Annotated in this window: 18 protein-coding genes; 9 read left to right on the top strand and 9 right to left on the bottom strand. The window is 52.1% G+C overall.

Annotation, left to right across the window (positions count from 1 at the left end):
- Positions 1–13 precede the first annotated feature (13 nt).
- Positions 14–565, top strand: a complete 552-nt coding sequence (locus JMI88_RS14425; RefSeq protein ID WP_201362564.1) for a DUF4334 domain-containing protein — start codon at positions 14–16, stop codon at positions 563–565.
- Between the two features lie 111 nt (positions 566–676).
- Here the strand turns inward: JMI88_RS14425 and JMI88_RS14420 are convergent, their stop codons facing one another.
- The 3 genes from JMI88_RS14420 to JMI88_RS14410 form a co-directional block, all read right to left on the bottom strand.
- Positions 677–1,204 carry a GNAT family N-acetyltransferase gene (locus JMI88_RS14420; protein ID WP_201362563.1) on the bottom strand — a complete coding sequence of 176 codons (528 nt, stop codon included), beginning with the start codon at positions 1,202–1,204 and terminating at the stop codon, positions 677–679.
- 92 nt (positions 1,205–1,296) lie between these two features.
- The gene (locus tag JMI88_RS14415; protein WP_201362562.1) at positions 1,297–2,517 is read right to left on the bottom strand and encodes an MFS transporter; all 1,221 of its coding nucleotides are present in this window, start codon (positions 2,515–2,517) and stop codon (positions 1,297–1,299) included.
- The gene (locus JMI88_RS14410) at positions 2,514–3,098 is read right to left on the bottom strand and encodes a winged helix-turn-helix domain-containing protein (protein WP_201362561.1); all 585 of its coding nucleotides are present in this window, start codon (positions 3,096–3,098) and stop codon (positions 2,514–2,516) included. Before JMI88_RS14410 ends, JMI88_RS14415 begins: the two co-directional genes overlap by 4 nt.
- A 612-nt stretch (positions 3,099–3,710) precedes the next feature.
- On the opposite strand from JMI88_RS14410, the gene JMI88_RS14405 reads away from it, so the two are divergent.
- From JMI88_RS14405 to JMI88_RS14385, 5 genes are all read left to right on the top strand, one after another.
- On the top strand, positions 3,711–4,415 hold the full coding sequence (locus JMI88_RS14405) for an NAD(P)-dependent oxidoreductase (RefSeq protein ID WP_201362560.1): 705 nt from the start codon (positions 3,711–3,713) through the stop codon (positions 4,413–4,415).
- A gap of 14 nt (positions 4,416–4,429) precedes the next feature.
- Positions 4,430–4,876: a nitroreductase family deazaflavin-dependent oxidoreductase gene (locus JMI88_RS14400; RefSeq protein ID WP_201362559.1), complete on the top strand. Its 447-nt coding sequence runs from the start codon at positions 4,430–4,432 to the stop codon at positions 4,874–4,876.
- A 411-nt stretch (positions 4,877–5,287) separates the two neighbouring features.
- Positions 5,288–6,652: a cytochrome ubiquinol oxidase subunit I gene (locus tag JMI88_RS14395; protein WP_201362558.1), complete on the top strand. Its 1,365-nt coding sequence runs from the start codon at positions 5,288–5,290 to the stop codon at positions 6,650–6,652.
- A 12-nt stretch (positions 6,653–6,664) separates the two neighbouring features.
- On the top strand, positions 6,665–7,744 hold the full coding sequence (cydB, locus tag JMI88_RS14390) for a cytochrome d ubiquinol oxidase subunit II (protein WP_201362557.1): 1,080 nt from the start codon (positions 6,665–6,667) through the stop codon (positions 7,742–7,744).
- Positions 7,745–7,843: 99 nt separating this feature from the next.
- Positions 7,844–8,743 (top strand): aldo/keto reductase, encoded by a 900-nt coding sequence (locus tag JMI88_RS14385; RefSeq protein ID WP_201362556.1) that lies wholly within the window; start codon positions 7,844–7,846, stop codon positions 8,741–8,743.
- A 219-nt stretch (positions 8,744–8,962) separates the two neighbouring features.
- Here JMI88_RS14385 and JMI88_RS14380 read toward each other — a convergent pair whose 3' ends face one another.
- From JMI88_RS14380 to JMI88_RS14355, 6 genes are all read right to left on the bottom strand, one after another.
- A complete protein-coding gene (locus tag JMI88_RS14380; RefSeq protein WP_201362555.1) occupies positions 8,963–9,826 on the bottom strand; it encodes a class II fructose-bisphosphate aldolase in 864 nt (287 codons plus the stop codon).
- A 16-nt stretch (positions 9,827–9,842) separates the two neighbouring features.
- Positions 9,843–11,273, bottom strand: a complete 1,431-nt coding sequence (locus tag JMI88_RS14375) for a four-carbon acid sugar kinase family protein (RefSeq protein ID WP_201362554.1) — start codon at positions 11,271–11,273, stop codon at positions 9,843–9,845.
- A gap of 11 nt (positions 11,274–11,284) precedes the next feature.
- Positions 11,285–12,046 carry an SDR family NAD(P)-dependent oxidoreductase gene (locus JMI88_RS14370; protein WP_201362553.1) on the bottom strand — a complete coding sequence of 254 codons (762 nt, stop codon included), beginning with the start codon at positions 12,044–12,046 and terminating at the stop codon, positions 11,285–11,287.
- 12 nt (positions 12,047–12,058) lie between these two features.
- Positions 12,059–12,997: an NAD(P)-dependent oxidoreductase gene (locus JMI88_RS14365; RefSeq protein WP_373323839.1), complete on the bottom strand. Its 939-nt coding sequence runs from the start codon at positions 12,995–12,997 to the stop codon at positions 12,059–12,061.
- A 244-nt stretch (positions 12,998–13,241) separates the two neighbouring features.
- A complete protein-coding gene (locus JMI88_RS14360) occupies positions 13,242–14,066 on the bottom strand; it encodes an NAD(P)-dependent oxidoreductase (RefSeq protein WP_201362551.1) in 825 nt (274 codons plus the stop codon).
- Positions 14,067–14,136: 70 nt separating this feature from the next.
- The gene (locus JMI88_RS14355; protein WP_201362550.1) at positions 14,137–14,526 is read right to left on the bottom strand and encodes a MerR family transcriptional regulator; all 390 of its coding nucleotides are present in this window, start codon (positions 14,524–14,526) and stop codon (positions 14,137–14,139) included.
- 497 nt (positions 14,527–15,023) lie between these two features.
- Between JMI88_RS14355 and JMI88_RS14350 the strand changes: the two genes are divergently transcribed.
- The 3 genes from JMI88_RS14350 to JMI88_RS14340 all read left to right on the top strand — a co-directional run bounded on the left by JMI88_RS14350 (position 15,024) and on the right by JMI88_RS14340 (position 16,164).
- Positions 15,024–15,485, top strand: a complete 462-nt coding sequence (locus JMI88_RS14350; RefSeq protein ID WP_201362549.1) for a hypothetical protein — start codon at positions 15,024–15,026, stop codon at positions 15,483–15,485.
- Positions 15,486–15,524: 39 nt separating this feature from the next.
- The gene (locus JMI88_RS14345; RefSeq protein WP_201362548.1) at positions 15,525–15,704 is read left to right on the top strand and encodes a hypothetical protein; all 180 of its coding nucleotides are present in this window, start codon (positions 15,525–15,527) and stop codon (positions 15,702–15,704) included.
- 133 nt (positions 15,705–15,837) lie between these two features.
- Positions 15,838–16,164 carry a GYD domain-containing protein gene (locus tag JMI88_RS14340; RefSeq protein ID WP_201362547.1) on the top strand — a complete coding sequence of 109 codons (327 nt, stop codon included), beginning with the start codon at positions 15,838–15,840 and terminating at the stop codon, positions 16,162–16,164.
- The last annotated feature ends 142 nt before the right edge of the window (positions 16,165–16,306 follow it).

The raw sequence follows: 16,306 nt of genomic DNA, 5'->3' as shown, positions 1-16,306 counted from the left end.
AAGGGGAGCGCCGATGTCGGATGCCAGGCAAACAGATTTACTGCGAGCGAGCGCTTCCCAGGATCATATGAGCCTGCAAGAGGCTCTGGTGCTGTGCGATGAGCTTCCGTGTGTTGACATCAATACCATGATGGGCAGGTGGCATGGAAGCGAGATCTCTACCCATCATCCGATGGATGGGCTGCTGGAGGCATGTGGCTGGTATGGTAAAGAGTTTATCGATAGCGACCATGTGCATCCTCTCCTATTTACTGATCGCCAGGGGCGGCTCTTTGCGCTTGATCCTCAACGGCTCCCCCTATCTATCGGGCTCAAATGGCGCTTTCTACGCAACAAGTTGGGCCGCCAGGTCTTGTTGATGGCACGTTTCCTCTTGCAGACCAGCCAGGCGAAAGCGCGCGTACGCATGGTAGAGTATCGTGGGAAAGTCAGCGCCACTATGATCTACGACAATCTACCAATCTGCGACACGTTTCGCCTCATCGACCACGATACGCTCCTGGGCATAATGGACTACAAAGGGATGGAGCAGCCCTTCTTCTTTAAGCTACACCGTGACAGGTAGACCTGCTACCTGCCTGGCAACAAAAAAGCTGGTAAAATATCCTTTTGGTGGCGGCCCTCAATATTGGCTGTATCTGTGGAGATATCTTCTTCAGTTTCCTGGAAGATAACTTTATTCGCCGCGAAGCTTGCTATAAACGACGATATCGTGCCAGTCGCCGTTGCGCCACTGCGCCTTGCGCAGCACGCCTTCGCGCGTAAAACCGGCCTTCTCCAGTGCTCGTTGCTCGGGAATATTCGTGATATCCGTCATGGCTTCAACACGCATGATGGGATAGACCGCAAAGAGATATTCAGCCAGCAGTCGCTGTGCCTCGACACCATAGCCCTTGTTGCGATGCTCCGGAGAGAGAGAAATGCCTATATTATAGGTGGTACTTCCATCATTGGGACCATAACGCCTTTGGTGATAATTGATATCACCCACGACCTGGTCACTATCGCTGGCCACGACAAGCAGTCTCCCATTCTGTGCCCCTATGAGCCCATCCTCCAGGAAACGCTTCTCCATCTGCGCCTCCTGGCGCAGGCCAAAGAAGTTAAATTCGGACAGAAACGCACTATTATTTATCCAGCCTGCAATGGTGCGCAGATCGTCCTGGCGAAGTGGTCGCAGGTAAATTTTTGCTCCGTGTAACATGATCCGGATTTCCTTTCCACCAAAAAATAGTAATTTCCTCTTTATGCATGAAGCATACGCAATGCTCCTCCAACCAATGCCCTCTTCCGCTTTTAATCCAGAGTGCGTAGAGATGGGATGAGCAATCCAAAGAACGCGCTGAGCGTTGTCAAAAGGCCTGCCGTGATAAACAGGTTCTGAACTCCAGCTCTAGCGGCAATGTAACCTGAGATAGACTGCGAAAACGGCACGAAGCCGATGCTTGCTAACATGAAAAAGCTCATCACCCTGCCTAGAAGGCCTCTGCTCACATGCTCCTGGATGAGTGAAAGAAAGAGCACGACAAGAATGCCATTCAGAAAAGCAACTCCCATCAGGCAGAACATGGCGATAAGCAAAGGGGAAAAGGCCACTCCAGCCAGGAGCGGCCCTTCTACGAGCTGTAGCAAACAGAAGAAGCGTCCTCGACGATGGCGCGGGCCACCAAATAGCGGCACGAGCATTCCTATGATCGAACCACAAGCAAAGCTCCAGATCAGGAAGCTATATCCGGTTGCCCCGACATGCAGGACGTCTTTCGCGAGAAGCGGCAGGCCAATAGCTATTGGTCCAATGGCCGCGATGGCTGCACAGGCATCAATGAGCAGGAGTGAGACCAGCCATGGCGTGCTGCCAAGGTAGATAAAGCCCTGCAGGGCATCCTGAAAGACTGATGATGAACTGCTCTTTTCCACGCGATCCAGTGGTGTCATGAGCCATGTCACAAATACCGCAAAAGCAAATGAGATCGCATTCAAGGCGAATGCAACCATAGGGCTACTGCGGGCCACGATGATTCCCGCGGGCACCGCTCCCAGGAATGTTCCAATCTGTGTAAGTAACTGCATCAATGCATTGCCACCATCGAGGGCCTCTCTTGGTAGCAAATGAGGAGTAATGCTTCCAGCCGCCGGATTAAAAATACCACTGGCGATGCTGTACACAATGAGGAGCAGGCCCAGTAGCCATAGCGGTAATACTCCCACGAAGGCGAGGAGCGCAATCGCGCCAGAAATGACCATCCGGGTGGTATCGGACCAGAATATAACTGTCCGTGCATCAAGCCTATCGGTAATCACGCCACCAACCAGGGTCACCAGTGCCTGAGGAACGCTGAGGGCCATCAACAGTAGCGTCAGATCAAGTGGCGAACCATTGCGCTGCAAAATGAGCCATATCAGCGCGACGCTCTGGAAGGGATTGCCAAGTGCAGAAATGGCCTGACCAATCCAGAGCAACCTGAAATTACGGTAGCTGAGGGGAAGAAAAACACGTTTGATCGCGCGAAGCTTCATTCCTTAACTCCTGGAAGTGGGACAGCATCCTCGGTTATCGTGGGTAAGGTGTGCAAAAGATAGCTAATCGCAACAAAATGCTCGCGTGTTTCGCGCTGAGGATCTTGCATTGCTTGATACATCTCCTCATGAATAGCTGCCAGATGGCCCTGGATGCGCTCCAGACGCTCTGTCGAAATGCGTACGGGCTCGTGAGCAAAAGAGAGCTGAGGAAAATGATTATCAAAGTACGCATTTGCCTGCATGAATTCCTGGCGTACCACCTCAAGCGACTTCGCCAGCAGGTCCTCTTCGTTGGCAGCTTGCCGGGTCTGGGTTCCTAGACGCATGACTCGAGCCACCGCACGGTAATATTTCTCGATTACGCCACCCTTTGGTTGCTCTGAGACAATTTCAATGAGGCCAGCGGCTAGCAGCTCGCGCACATGAAAATACAGACGTGGCGGAGAAACATTGAACCTCGTCGCCAGCTGCTTGTTGGTATAAGGCGCATCAGTGAGCGCATGAATGATACGCTGCCGCAATGGGTGAGCCAGCGCTCGTATTTGCTCCGGTGTCTCAAGGGTAATTTCATCTCGCATATGTGTCTCTTCTCTCAATGAGGGGCTCAGGGAAAGCAACGATGATTAAACAAAAGTTTAATCGATAATTAATAATTTAATTATAAAAACGACAGTTGTCAATCCCTGCGTTTGTACAAGAGATCTGGCATGGGCAAATTGAGATAAGAAAGCTGTCCTAAACAGAACCCCTCAACCCTCTTTCTTTGTAAGGAATATATTTCATTTATGCAAATGGGAGACAAACGCACCAAGAAAAAGAAACACGAATCGTAGCTTGCGCCCCTCGCGGGCGCTTGCCCCACCGTTTGTGGGGCTCTGTATCCCAGCGTTGAGGTCCCTTCTTGCCCATCACCTCGGCCCACGCGGTGCCCAAAAGGAACCTTCGCTTTTGGGTACCGTGTCACGCTACGAGCGGCCGAACGACGAACGAGCATGCCGGGGGCATGACGAGCATGCCGGGGGCATGATCATAACACAGGGCCGCCAATCGGGGGCAAGCCCCGAACCTATGGGCGGGCGGCAAGCTAGGGCAAGGAGATGATGTCCCCGACATCCTCGCCAGCATTTACGGGTTTCGTGTTTCTTCTCGCTTACATGAAATAATCAATGATAAAAAAAGAGGAAAATATTATGAATATTGTAATTTTTGGAGCAAATGGCGCGACAGGTAGAATTTTGACGAAGCAAGCCCTGGAAGCAGGACATACGGTGACGGCAGTCACGCGTCACCCGGAAGCCTTCCCACTGCGAGATGCCAACCTGAACGTGCTGGGTGGAGACGTGTTTGATCTCGCGTTGGTTGAACAAGCGGTTGCGGGACATGATGCCGTTCTCTCTACTCTCGGTGTCCCATTTAGTCGCGAACCAATTAGCATCTACTCGCGTGGCATGTCCAATATTGTGCAGGCCATGAACCATGCCGGTGTTCGGCGCGCCGTCTGTGTGACCTCAAGCGCTGCTGGCACTAATCACGATACCGGGGGTGGTTTTATCTTTGACAAAGTTCTGCAACCGATCGTTATATCTACTATTGGGAAGACAACGTATGCGGATATGAAAAAGATGGAGACGCTGTTGATGAATAGCGAACTGGATTGGACGGTGGTTCGGCCCTCTGGTCTCTTTGAGACGGACGCTGTCACTGACTATCAGGTGGCTGAAGATCATATACGCGGACAATTTACCTCCAGGGCAGATCTGGCCGACTGCATGCTCAAACAACTCACCACTGACCAGTATACGCGCAAGTGTATAGCGGTGGCAACGTTTTCAGTGAAGCCCAATATGATGAAGTTTATGCTGCAAGAGGCGTTCAAAGAGCCTGCCAAAAGCTAAGAAAGAAGAAAGATATGGCTAAAAAAGCATCGAAAGTCCCGTTCTGGGTACGTCTGTTCAATGTTCTGATCATAACCCTGCTACGTGCAGGATTCAAAATAGGAGCAATGTATCTGCTCACAGTGCGTGGACGCAAAAGCGGGTTGCCACGTACCACACCAATAGCAATCGTTGAAAAGGACGAGAAACGCTATGTGATTACTCCATATGGAGTCGTAGATTGGGTGCGCAATCTGCGGGCAGCGGGAGAGGCCGTCATCAAACGCGGATACCGTTCGGAGACGATCCGTGCGATAGAGCTGCCGGCCAGTGAGGCGGGTTCTGTTCTCAAAAGAGTTTTTGAGGATGGCATCCCTCCCTTCCTGGCAAAGTACTTTGAAGTTACTGCGAACTCTTCACGTGAGGAGTTTGAGCGTGCGGCACAACGCCATCCGGTGTTTTCCCTGGAGCGCGTTGCGTAATGGGCGTGGAGCTAGCGTGATCTCACACCATTGTGAGATCACGCTAGCTTAAAAAGACGCGTGAGCTTGACCCGTTTTTGTAGAGATCCTGTGCGTCCGATTCTACACAATTTGGGGCCTGGGACGAAAACCTGATGCCTCTTCTTTGGGTTTTCCGGGTAACTCAAGAGTTCACATCCGCAAATGTAGAAGTGGCCTGAAACCATGACCGAGTTTCAGGGTCTCACCAGCGGTACTTTCCTCTCCATATTTCTATATAGAAATTCTTTTTGTTTTCAATAAATAATTGATGTGGTAGTATAAATACTTGACAACACAATAGATGTAACGTATACTTTATGCCGTGAGAGAAGCAGATTTCGTTGGAAAAAACGTGCAACTGTCATCCTCATGTTCTTTGAGGTGTAGGATATGGACGCATCAACAATCCTATCGCGTTTACAATTTGCTTTCACGATATCGTTTCACTATCTTTTTCCGCAGCTCACGATGGGCCTGGCTCTGCTGCTGCTGATACTCAAAACGCTTTATTTGCTCAAAAAAGATGAGCGCTACAACGACGCCGTACACTTCTGGGGGCGAATTTTTGCCATTACTTTTATAGTAGGTGTCGTGACTGGCCTCCCTATGGAGTTCCAGTTCGGCACGAACTGGGCACGCTTCTCCGCCTACGCTGGAGATATTATCGCGCAGACGCTGACCATGGAAGGCACGTATGCTTTCTTTCTCGAGTCAGCATTCGTGGGCTTGTTCCTGTTTGGTGAGGAGCGTTTCGGACAAAAGATGCACTGGGTCTCGACCTTCATGGTATGGCTAGGAACATGGCTCTCTGGCTTCTTTATTATCGCTTCGAGTGCCTGGATGCAACATCCCGTTGGCTATGCGGTAGCCAACGGTCGGCTGCGTCTCTCCAACTACTGGGCAGTAATCTTCAACCCCTGGATCCTTGCGCAGTATATGCATACAATGAGCGGCGCAGTCATCACCGGCGCCTTTGCCATGGCTGGCACAGGAGCCTACTATCTGTTAGCAAGACGACATGACGACTATGCCCGCCTATTCGTCACGCTGGGGGTGATCACCGGGCTGATTGCCAGCCTTTTTCAGCTTTATCCCAGCGGCGACATGGAGGGGCTGCAAGTAGCGAACTATCAGCCTACCAAACTTGCCGCTATGGAGGGCCTGTTCCAGACGGAGAAAGGAGCAGGTATCGTTATCATCGGACAACCCGATGCGATACATGGGCGACTAGACAACCCTATCGTTGTTCCCAAAGTGCTCAGTTTCCTGACCTATCGGCGCTGGTCAGCCGAGGTGAAGGGTCTTAACGCATTTCCGGTTGACCAACGCCCGGATACTATTGATCTGCTGTACTATAGCTATCACATCATGGTCGGCCTGGGAACCTTTTTTATTGCCTTTATGGGTCTTGCGTTTATCCTCTTACTGCGGAAGCAACAGCTCTTTCGCACACGCTGGATGCTCTGGATCCTCATGCTGTTAATACCTTTTCCCTTCATCGCTAATACGGCTGGCTGGTTCACAACCGAACTTGGCCGCCAACCCTGGATTGCCTTCGGCCTGTTACCCGTTGCTCAGGGTTCATCATTTACACTCTCATCAGGTAACATCCTCTTTACGCTTATCGGGTTTGTAGGAATGTATCTGCTGCTGGGCATACTTTATGTCGTTCTCGTGCTCTACGAAGTGCTGCTGCGTGGTCCCACACCCCAACCAAAATATGCCGAAGAAGTTGTAGTTGAAGGTTACGACTAGAGGAGGAGCAAGATGCAAACATTACAAACACTGTGGTTTATTCTGGTTGCTTTCATGCTCATTGTATATGTTTTGCTAGATGGCTTCGACCTCGGTGCTGGTGTTATCCACCTGATTGCAGCCAAAAATGATGATGAACGCCACTTGATCATAGAAGCTATAGGCCCGGTGTGGGATGGCAATGAGGTCTGGATTATCGCCGCCGGTGGGACATTATTCTTCGCATTCCCACTGCTCTATGCTTCCAGTTTCAGTGGTTTCTATTTATCATTGATTATGGTACTCTGGCTGCTGATAGTGCGAGGTGTCTCTATTGAGCTGCGTTCGCGCATTCCCAGCCATATCTGGGTAACCTTTTGGGACGGTTTGTTCTTCATCGGCAGCACGCTGCTCTCCATCTTCTATGGGGCCGCTCTGGGGAATATCATCCGTGGTGCTCCCCTGGACAAAACTGGCTACTTCTTCGAGGCACTATGGACCGATTTCAACCCATTTAGCGCAAATCCCGGTATCCTGGACTGGTACACTATTCTGATCGGGTTGATGGCTCTAACCACACTTACCCTGCATGGAGCTAACTACATCGCCGTGAAAACCGAGATGGAGCTCCAGGCTCGTGCCCGGCGCATAGCCAGAATGGCATGGGCCGCTACCGTTGTACTTACAGTGCTCGGCACGCTGGCAACATTCTCCGTGCAACCACATATTCTCGCTAGCTTTATGGCTCGTCCCTGGGGAGCCATTTTCCCGCTGATTGGGCTAGCCGGGCTCATCGGCGCGATCTACTTTAATGTTCTGCAGCACGATTTGCCGGCTCTGTTCTCATCGGGGGCTTTCATTCTAGGCATGCTCGCCAGCTCAGCCTTTGGCCTCTATCCTTATGTGCTACCAGCTGTCAATCCAGCCAATAGCCTGACGATCCAAAATGCCTCAGCCTCCCAATATGGTTTGATCGTGGGACTCGTCTGGTGGAGCATTGGTATGCTCCTTGCGATCATCTACTTCATCTTCGCCTATCGTCAGTTCAGTGGCAAAATTCAAACACCAGGTGCTAAAGGCTACGAACAAGGCCCGGCAGTAGCAACTTCTTGAAAGAAGCTTGAGTGTGAAACAAGAGAAATATGCCGAAACATGAGATGCCCTGTAATTGCTTGAAATAGCATGAACGAATGAGAGAAAGAGGAAACAACAATGCAACAGAAAACTCAACGACCCGAGGAAGCTAGTGGGATGCTTACCATTGGTGGAGACCTGAATGTCTATCGCCTGGGGTTTGGCGCAATGCGCGTCACCGGTGAAGGTATCTGGGGACCACCACCCAACAAACAAGAAGCCATCTCAGTCTTGCGCCGCACCCTTGAACTGGGTATCAACTTGATCGATACTGCTGACTCCTATGGACCCGAGGTGAGTGAGAGCCTCATTGCAGAGGCCCTCTATCCCTATCCGAAAGGTCTTGTCATTGCCACCAAAGGTGGTCTTTTACGCCCAGGTCCAGGTCAGTGGGTACCAGACGGACGCCCCCAGCATCTGCGTGAAGCCCTGGAGGGTAGCCTGCGCCGATTGCGTCTGGATCGCATTGACATCTATCAATTTCACCGCCCGGATACTAAGGTTCCTTTCGAGGACTCCGTTGGCGAGTTCGCGAAGATGAAAGCAGAAGGAAAGATTCGCCATGTCGGGCTCTCGAATGTCACGATTGAGCAGCTTGCACAAGCACAAAAGATCGTGCCTATCGTCACCGTTCAGAATCGCTATAATCTGGTGGATCGTGCATCTGAAAATATGACGCCCGAGCAGTCCGAGACGATGATTGATATCTGCGCACGCCAGGGTATTGGCTTTATCCCCTGGTTCCCTCTGGCAACTGGAGAGCTTGCTCGCCCGGGCGGACAGCTCGACGAGATTGCCAGACGGCATAATGCTACACCCAGTCAGATCGCAGTCGCCTGGCTCCTCCAGCGCTCCAGCACCATGCTCCCGATCCCAGGAACATCCTCGGTGAAACACCTTGAAGAAAATGTGATGGGCGCGACTATCAAACTGACACAGGAGGAGTTTGACACCATCAACCAGATCCGTAAGCAATAAAAGGCTCTTCTTCTCCCGCGCGCCGCTGCAGGCGGCGCGCAAAAAGGATGGAAAGAGGTTTTTCGGGGGACACACCCGACCCCCGGCAGGGCGCTCCGCCCCTGCACCCTGGTTTTTGACACTTTTGTTTCAAAAATTCAGGATGACTCATGTCGACACTGCCACAAGTTCCACTTGAGCAGGGTGGAGTCTGAAGGAGAGATAATGCTGCACCGTACGCTATGGCATCATGGCAACCGTCTGCATATGCTCTGTAACCACCATCTGCGCTGCTGCTATTGCCTCACGCATGAGGTCGAGCCAATCCTGGCCTGATCGTCGTACATCTGGCGTTGGGCCAACGCGCAGCCCCCAGGTGGCAATGGCAGAGAGAAACGCCGTACGCACTTCGGTATTGACGTTGATCTTTGCGACACCCAGGGAGATTGCACGCTGGACATTCTCTTTGCCCAGTCCGCTCGCTCCATGCAAAATCAGGGGAATATCGACCTGGGATGCGATCTGGGATAATCGCTCAAAATCGAGTGGTGGCGGATTGGGGGTAAAACCATGCACGTTGCCAATCGCAACGGCGAGCATCGAGGCGCCCGTTGCAGCGACAAATGCGCGAGCCTGCTCTGGCTGCGTGAGCGAAGCCTTAACCGCTTCGACGGTGACGCCATCCTCTGTCCCTGCCAGGTAGCCCAGTTCCGCCTCAATCGTTGCATGGTAAGATGAGGCCAGGGCGACGGCCTGTCGCGTCAAAGCAACATTCTCAGCAAAAGAGAGATGTGAACCATCAGCCAGAGCGGAAGAACATCCCCAGGAGAAGCATTGTTCGATCATGCCTAAATCTGCGCAATGGTCCAGGTGAACAGCGACAGGAACGTGTGCCCTTTGCGCCGCGACCACTGTTGCTCTGACGAGCGGCTCTCCACCCGTTTTCACTGACGCAACACCAAGCTGGAGAATCACAGGCTGATTTAAGTGCTCGGCGGCTTGCAAGATCGCTTGTGTCAATTCTATGCTGTAGGTATTGAAGGCCCCTACAGCGACGCCGCGCCGGCGAGCCTCACTCACTAATTCCAGTGTGTTTGCTAGCATGGCTTCTTCATTTTCCTTACACTGATAATGCCTGTACTATATCTTTGAGGATGTCGGGACCGCCAACATTGCCAGGAAAGACGACATAAGGGACATCCGCGAAGCGCGCATGAGGTCCCTTTTTTAACCGCCAGACGGGAATGCCAGGGAAGATTTGCCCGAGCACGTGGGCGCGCTCCGCTCCCAGGCCGTGTTGGGCCACATCATGACTGGTAATGCCGCCTTTAGCGACAATGAAACGCGGCTGATGTTGCACGGCTTGCACCACCTCGGTTAACGCTTGCGAGATACGCCGCCCCAGCGCGAGAAAATCAGCACTGTCTGCTCCTGTCAGTAATGCGCGACTGGTAAAGACGACGGGAGTCACGCCAGCCTGTAAAAGCGTATCAACGCGCTGACCGAGAGCGATGCTGATCGCATGTGCTTCCTCTTCGCTCCGGATGACCTGCTCAACGGGGAGTTCTACTCCTTGTACAGATGGCAGAGTGAGTAAAGCCTCTAACTGCTTTGTGCTTGCAGGCACATAAGAGCCGACGATGACCAGGCCGCCGTTTGTCGAGGGTGATGCTCCAACAATCTCGCGCGGCTGCAATAATGAGCGCGCGGCAACGGCCCCGCGCAAGCGTACAAAGCTGGCTGCTGTGCGATAGGCGAAATGCTTTCCCTCTGCTTCCGCCTGCAACACGCCCGCAACGACCACCGCTAGATCGCCATAGCCGACGGCATTCACCACGATTGGCAATCCTCCCCTGACGGTGCGTAGCCGGGCCGCTACTGCCTCTGGCCCACCTTCTCTGATCAGCTTCAGATCGAGACTGACTACCTGCTGCGCTTGCCAATATCCTTTGCTCTTCTCCTCAATCCACGCTGGTAAATACGCTGTGTTGTAGCCAAAGGCGCTATCCTGCGCATAGGGCGTTTCGTGCGCTGGCTGAAGCGTTTCGGAGGATGCCGTCGGAGTGGCAACGTAGTGCGTATCGTTGATGGTATAGCGTCCCCCCTCAAAAAAGGCTGGCACGATGAGATGACCATCGTATGCCCTGCCAACGCCACGCTCAAGCGCGAAGAGTTCAGCTGGATAATGCCCACGCAATGTAGAATCACTACGGCTGGCAACGACGAATGCTCTACCAGTGCGCCGTGAAGCTGCCATCAGTTGACGCGCGGTCGTCTCATTCAGATCTGCCGCTGCTTGTTCGGGCAGGCTGCGCGAGTTCGTCAGGAGATAAAAGAGTCGCTGCTCACGCTCTAATGTCTCTGCGAGGAGTGACTCGTTCCAGGTAGTAAGCAGTTCCACATCGGAAACCGTCTGCGTCCCCGTTGGATCATCATCAATGACGACAAGCACGCGTTTGCTCTCAGCCTTCAGACGCTGAATATGCGGGAAGAACACGGCTTCGTCGGGCTGTGGTGGCAAGTGGGCTGTTAATTCGGCGAGTGTCAACATAACTGTATGCCTCAATGCAGGTGCATGCCGCCGTTGATGTCGAGCGTCACCCCTGTAAGATAAGAGCTTTCGTCAGAAGCCAGGAAGAGAATACATTTCACGATATCATCGACAGTGGCGATACGCCCCATCAGTGTTCCTCTGCCCAGTTCAGCCTTGCGCTCCTCCGTGAGCAATCCACCTGTGATGTCAGTATCGACCATAGAGGGCGCAACGCAATTGACGCGAATGCCACGCGGAGTCAATTCGCGTGCGATGGCTTTCGTAAAGCCCATAATCCCTGCTTTAGCGGCACTGTAGTGTGACGAGCCGAATACGCCGCCGCCACGCTGACCAGAGACGGACGAGAGCGAGACGATCGCTCCACCACCACGTTGGAGCATGGCAGGGACGGCTACCTGTGTGGCCAGAAATGTTCCTTTCAGATTCACGCCAGTCACCAGATCGTACTCTTCTTCAGTAATATCGAGAAACGATGTAGGACGCGTAAGACCCGCAACATTGATGAGAATATCCAGGCCGCCAAAGCGATCAGTGAGAGACTGGACAACTCGTTGCATTGCGTTCTTATCGCGCACATCGGCCACTTCCCCTATCGCTGGTCCTATCGCCTGCAGTTCCTCCGTGACCTGACGGACGTTGTCAGCGACCACATCAGTAATCACGACGCTTGCCCCCTCTTTAGCCAGTGCTAACGCCGTAGCACGTCCAATGCCACGCTGCGAACCTGCTCCTGTGACCAGCGCAACCTTGTTCGTAAATCTCTCCTGCATGGTGTGCCCTTCCTATTGCTTGCTTGTAATTTCTTCCATAAGTCTGATGAGGATGGAATCATCCAGGTTGTCCCATCCTCTTGCGTGGGCCATTTTGTATAGTTGATGCGCAACGCTGCCAAGCAGCAGGGGATGGCCCATGTCGTTGGCGGTATCCATCACAAAACCGAGATCCTTGACGAGGATCTTGAGCGCGCTCTTGGGTGGAGTGAACTGCTCGGAAACCATGCGCTGTCCGCGATCAGTAAAGATCCAGCTGTTGCCTGCGCTTTTGGTGATGATCTCATAGAGCATAGTCCTGTCTAATCCGGCGCGTTCACCAAATACCAGGGCCTCAGCGGCAATAGCATTATGCACACAGACCATCAACTGATTAATCATCTTGACCGCTTGACCATCACCGACCTTTTGTCCCACATGATACACATTCGATCCCATTGTCTGTAAGACTGGTTGGCATCGCTCCACGATTTCGGTTGGTCCTCCGACCATGATGCTCAGCGTAGCGTTGATCGCTCCCACTTCTCCTCCACTCACAGGAGCATCCAGATACAAAATCCCATGTTCTTGCAAGCGTGCCGCCGCGCTCTGCACCATGCTGACGCTCATGGTGCTCATGCCCATCACGATAGCACCCTCTTTCAATGCCAGGATAGCCTGTCCAGGCTCGAAGAGAAGGGCGGAGAATTGCGCATCATTGACAACCATCGTAATCAAGATGTCGCTTGCAGCGGCCACTGCTTGCGCACTTTCTGCTGAGCTTGCCCCTTCAGCGACCAGTGCAGCAACAGGCTTTGGGTTCACATCGTACACGGTACAGGAATAGCCAGCTTTCAACAGATTGCTTGCCATCGGCTGGCCCATAACGCCCACCCCAATAAAGCCAATGTGCGGCTTTTCGTTCTCTGCCATTATTGCCTCCTTTCCGGTTGTAGTGCTTCTTCGTATCAATCTCGAAAGAGAGCGCCAATTATGGATTTGATCCTCTCTGCAAATGGTGCGGTTGATCAAGTGGATGTGCGACCACTCCCTCTCGTTTTTTTCGGGAGCATCATGCGAGGCAAAAGCGTGATGCCGAATTCCTCACGAATCATTGCGTGACAATGTGCATCGTGAAAGAAAGTGAAAGAATGCAAAGGAATAAATGCCCGCGCTCACATATTTATATGCGTATATAATACAATACATTATCCCATCAATGCATTCTTTCTTCATCGCCCCTCAAGAGATCGTCCAAAAGGCTTGCGATGGGTGTGGGTGACTCCACCTGTTGCGCTGTCTTTTTGAAGAGGCCGATATCCTTCAGCGGTATCGCATTCTGGGTGAAAGGCGCAGTTATTTCGGCAATCCTCTTGCCATAACTCTGATAGATTGGTGCGGGAAATAACGTTTGTGTCAGCATATCGATCACTGCTTTTGGATCGACTCCGTTGTTCCTGGCCATCAAGAGTGCTTCTCTCATAGAGTGTCCTGCTGAAACAATCAGGAAGTTTCCAACGAGTTTGACAAGCGTAGCCGCGCCGACCTCTTCGCCAAAATCGAAGATGCCCTGTCCCCCCATCGCCTGAAGAAGCGGTCGGACGCGTTCTTTGGCCTGGTGTGGACCTGCAATGGGAATCCAGAGATTCCGGGCGACCGCTGCCTCGGGTCTGCCAAAGATGGGAGCCTCAATATAGACACTGCCATGTTGAGCATGGATGGCTGCGAGCTTCTTTGCTGCTTCAGGCAACACTGTGCTCATCGAAAGATGGATACCGCCTGGCCCCAGTTTCTCTAAAAAACCATCGCTCATGACGACGCTTTCCAGGGCCGCGTCATCCCACACAATGGTTGCGACAATCCCCCCGCTCATCACCGCGTCCACCGGTCGGCTTGCCAGTTGCGCGCCCTGAGCAACCAGAGATTCCGCTTTGCTCGCAGTGCGGTTGTACACCCGGAGCGCATATCCAGCATTGAGAAGATTGGTAGCCATTGGCAGACCCAGATGGCCGAGTCCGATAAATCCGATCATTTCACTCATGTGTATCAATCCTCCTGAATGATTTGCTCTCAAACATAACGTTAACGTCATGTTTGGGATAAAAAAAAGCCTACTGATGTTCTTTTTCCTCAATCCAGCGCTCGAAGCGTTCGATATTGGTCTGTAAGTCGGCACGAAATTGCTGTAGCGCACCGATCTTCTGGTCCGCCTCAGCGAGATGTTGGCGCAGGATGGCGAGGACTTTCTGTTTTGGTTGTATGCCACTTGGGTCAATGAAGTAGAGGTCAATAACGTCATGTATTTCATCCAGGCTGAGTCCAAGCTTCTTTAACTGATCAATTTTCTGCAGGCGGGCAATTGTCTCTTCAGTGTAGTAATGCTGACCGTGGCCTTCACGCTCACCTGGTGGTATCAGGCCAATGCTCTCGTAGTATCGAACGGTGCGAGGTGTTACCCCGGCTCGTTCCGTCAAATCACCTATGCGCATGCGGTCATTCATCGCTCGCTCCCAAATGTTACGTTAACGTCACGTTGATAGCCTATCATCGTAGCGAAGCATTGTCAAGGGCCTTACGCTATGAATTTTGTTGCTTTGCGCATAACATGCATAAATTTTTATTAGCTCTTCAGTGGTTTTAAAACTATTGAAGAGCTAATAAAAATTTATAGAACATTGAATATCCAAAATTACTATGTTATATTTATTAATGCAAAAAGATAAAAATTTGCTTTTAGCTTAAAAAGGTATAAGGAGGTAGAAATTCAATTTGAATCAGAAAATTTTGTAACCTGGCGTAGAATGTAAAATTGCATTAGCAATGTATTTTTAGAACACATTCATGTCGGCTAAATCTGCTATTTATCTTCCAGATTCAAGAAGATGCAGCCTGGCGTCACTCCTTTCTTCTTTATTTTTGCTCTTATCCCACACGGGGAAACTCAGGAACATGTTCTCTGGACAACGCTGTCCAGGCGAATATGAAAGGATACGTAAGCATGAACACTGTTTTAGTTGAGGCCCATTACCGTCCATGGCAGCGCCATCATGAACCAGCGCAGCCCTGCCTGGAATGCGGATATCCGGCCTGCTGTGAAATTGATCACTATTTTGACATTATTGAGGCAATTGATCGGGCATCCAGGTGGACTAACGTTAGCGAACAGCGGATTACCCAGCTTGCAGCCGCCTGCGTCGCGCGGAAGCAGGCGGAGGGAACGTATACTATTACTACCACCACTGCCTGGTGCTGGGAGCATTTTTGTCATCAGGCACAACGTCACCTCCTCATCTCTACGCCTGAAGATATTTTAACGCCTCTGCGAACGACGCAGGGAGGAATACTCCTCTGGCATCCCACTCGCGACCTCCACAACCCATGTTGCTATATACACAGTGCTCCCCTCACCAAACCGATGGCAGCAGTACTGCAAGGCGTCGCAAGCCTGGAGAAAGTCTAAGGCGGGATACCACAATTTTCGCCACATGATCAAGCCAACATGCAAGCCATAGATCCGGTCTGGCAGCGTAGTCCTGGCGAAAACGGTCTGGGCCTGGTCCACGTTCACTTTCGGACCGACCAGGCCCACATGTTTCATCCGCTGCGTGTATTGCTCGAGGATCTTGCTCATTTTGCCACGCAGGACTACCGCATCGCTGATACAAACGAGAGCCCCTAGAAAAACGCAGCGCCCGGCAGTTTGTACACGCACTTATACTGAAGATGTGAATAGTTATTCTTCCCTCATTACAGATTTGCTTGATCATCCAGGGAGACAACCCTGGTGAGAATACAGAAGGGAAACATCTCCAATGGCAACGTATATGGTGCAATTTACGTACACGCCTGAGGCCTGGGCAACAATGATTAAGAAGCCACAGGACCGCAGCATTCCCAGCCAGGAGCTGGTGCAGAGCCTGGGTGGCAGACTGCTCAGTCTGTATTACGCCCTGGGGGCGTACGATGGCATAGCGCTTTTCGAGGTGCCTGATGATATTACGGCGTCTGCAGTCAACCTGGCCGTGAAGGCATCGGGCATCATGAAGGTGAATGAGGTGACCCGGCTCTTTACCATGAACGAGGGGATGGAGGCGATGCGCAAAGCGGGCGGCGGCACATTCGCGCTTCCAACAGTATAATGCGCCCTGTACCCCGTTTGTGGTTTCTCTGCCCGCCTGCCCTCTCGTCTCAGAGTGTGTCTGAAAGCCAGACATTTCGCGCCTGCGACTCCTGACGCTATGCGCTTACAGCGCCCCCGTACGGGGGCGCTTCTCTTGGCGC

Source organism: Dictyobacter formicarum, from assembly GCF_016587435.1.
The sequence above is the reverse complement of the archived record's forward strand: the minus strand, read 5'-3'. Positions and strand labels throughout refer to the sequence as shown.

What these genes read in the sequence shown, in the direction of transcription:
- JMI88_RS14410 (WP_201362561.1), bottom strand. Translation starts at nt 3,098, where the DNA reads ATGCGAGATGAAATTACCCTTGAGACACCGGAGCAAATACGAGCGCTG.
- JMI88_RS14415 (WP_201362562.1), bottom strand. Translation starts at nt 2,517, where the DNA reads ATGAAGCTTCGCGCGATCAAACGTGTTTTTCTTCCCCTCAGCTACCGT.
- JMI88_RS14360 (WP_201362551.1), bottom strand. Translation starts at nt 14,066, where the DNA reads ATGAGTGAAATGATCGGATTTATCGGACTCGGCCATCTGGGTCTGCCA.
- JMI88_RS14395 (WP_201362558.1), top strand. Translation starts at nt 5,288, where the DNA reads ATGGACGCATCAACAATCCTATCGCGTTTACAATTTGCTTTCACGATA.
- JMI88_RS14385 (WP_201362556.1), top strand. Translation starts at nt 7,844, where the DNA reads ATGCAACAGAAAACTCAACGACCCGAGGAAGCTAGTGGGATGCTTACC.
- JMI88_RS14425 (WP_201362564.1), top strand. Translation starts at nt 14, where the DNA reads ATGTCGGATGCCAGGCAAACAGATTTACTGCGAGCGAGCGCTTCCCAG.
- JMI88_RS14375 (WP_201362554.1), bottom strand. Translation starts at nt 11,273, where the DNA reads ATGTTGACACTCGCCGAATTAACAGCCCACTTGCCACCACAGCCCGAC.
- cydB (WP_201362557.1), top strand. Translation starts at nt 6,665, where the DNA reads ATGCAAACATTACAAACACTGTGGTTTATTCTGGTTGCTTTCATGCTC.
- JMI88_RS14355 (WP_201362550.1), bottom strand. Translation starts at nt 14,526, where the DNA reads ATGAATGACCGCATGCGCATAGGTGATTTGACGGAACGAGCCGGGGTA.
- JMI88_RS14400 (WP_201362559.1), top strand. Translation starts at nt 4,430, where the DNA reads ATGGCTAAAAAAGCATCGAAAGTCCCGTTCTGGGTACGTCTGTTCAAT.
- JMI88_RS14340 (WP_201362547.1), top strand. Translation starts at nt 15,838, where the DNA reads ATGGCAACGTATATGGTGCAATTTACGTACACGCCTGAGGCCTGGGCA.
- JMI88_RS14370 (WP_201362553.1), bottom strand. Translation starts at nt 12,046, where the DNA reads ATGCAGGAGAGATTTACGAACAAGGTTGCGCTGGTCACAGGAGCAGGT.
- JMI88_RS14405 (WP_201362560.1), top strand. Translation starts at nt 3,711, where the DNA reads ATGAATATTGTAATTTTTGGAGCAAATGGCGCGACAGGTAGAATTTTG.
- JMI88_RS14345 (WP_201362548.1), top strand. Translation starts at nt 15,525, where the DNA reads ATGCAAGCCATAGATCCGGTCTGGCAGCGTAGTCCTGGCGAAAACGGT.
- JMI88_RS14350 (WP_201362549.1), top strand. Translation starts at nt 15,024, where the DNA reads ATGAACACTGTTTTAGTTGAGGCCCATTACCGTCCATGGCAGCGCCAT.
- JMI88_RS14380 (WP_201362555.1), bottom strand. Translation starts at nt 9,826, where the DNA reads ATGCTAGCAAACACACTGGAATTAGTGAGTGAGGCTCGCCGGCGCGGC.
- JMI88_RS14420 (WP_201362563.1), bottom strand. Translation starts at nt 1,204, where the DNA reads ATGTTACACGGAGCAAAAATTTACCTGCGACCACTTCGCCAGGACGAT.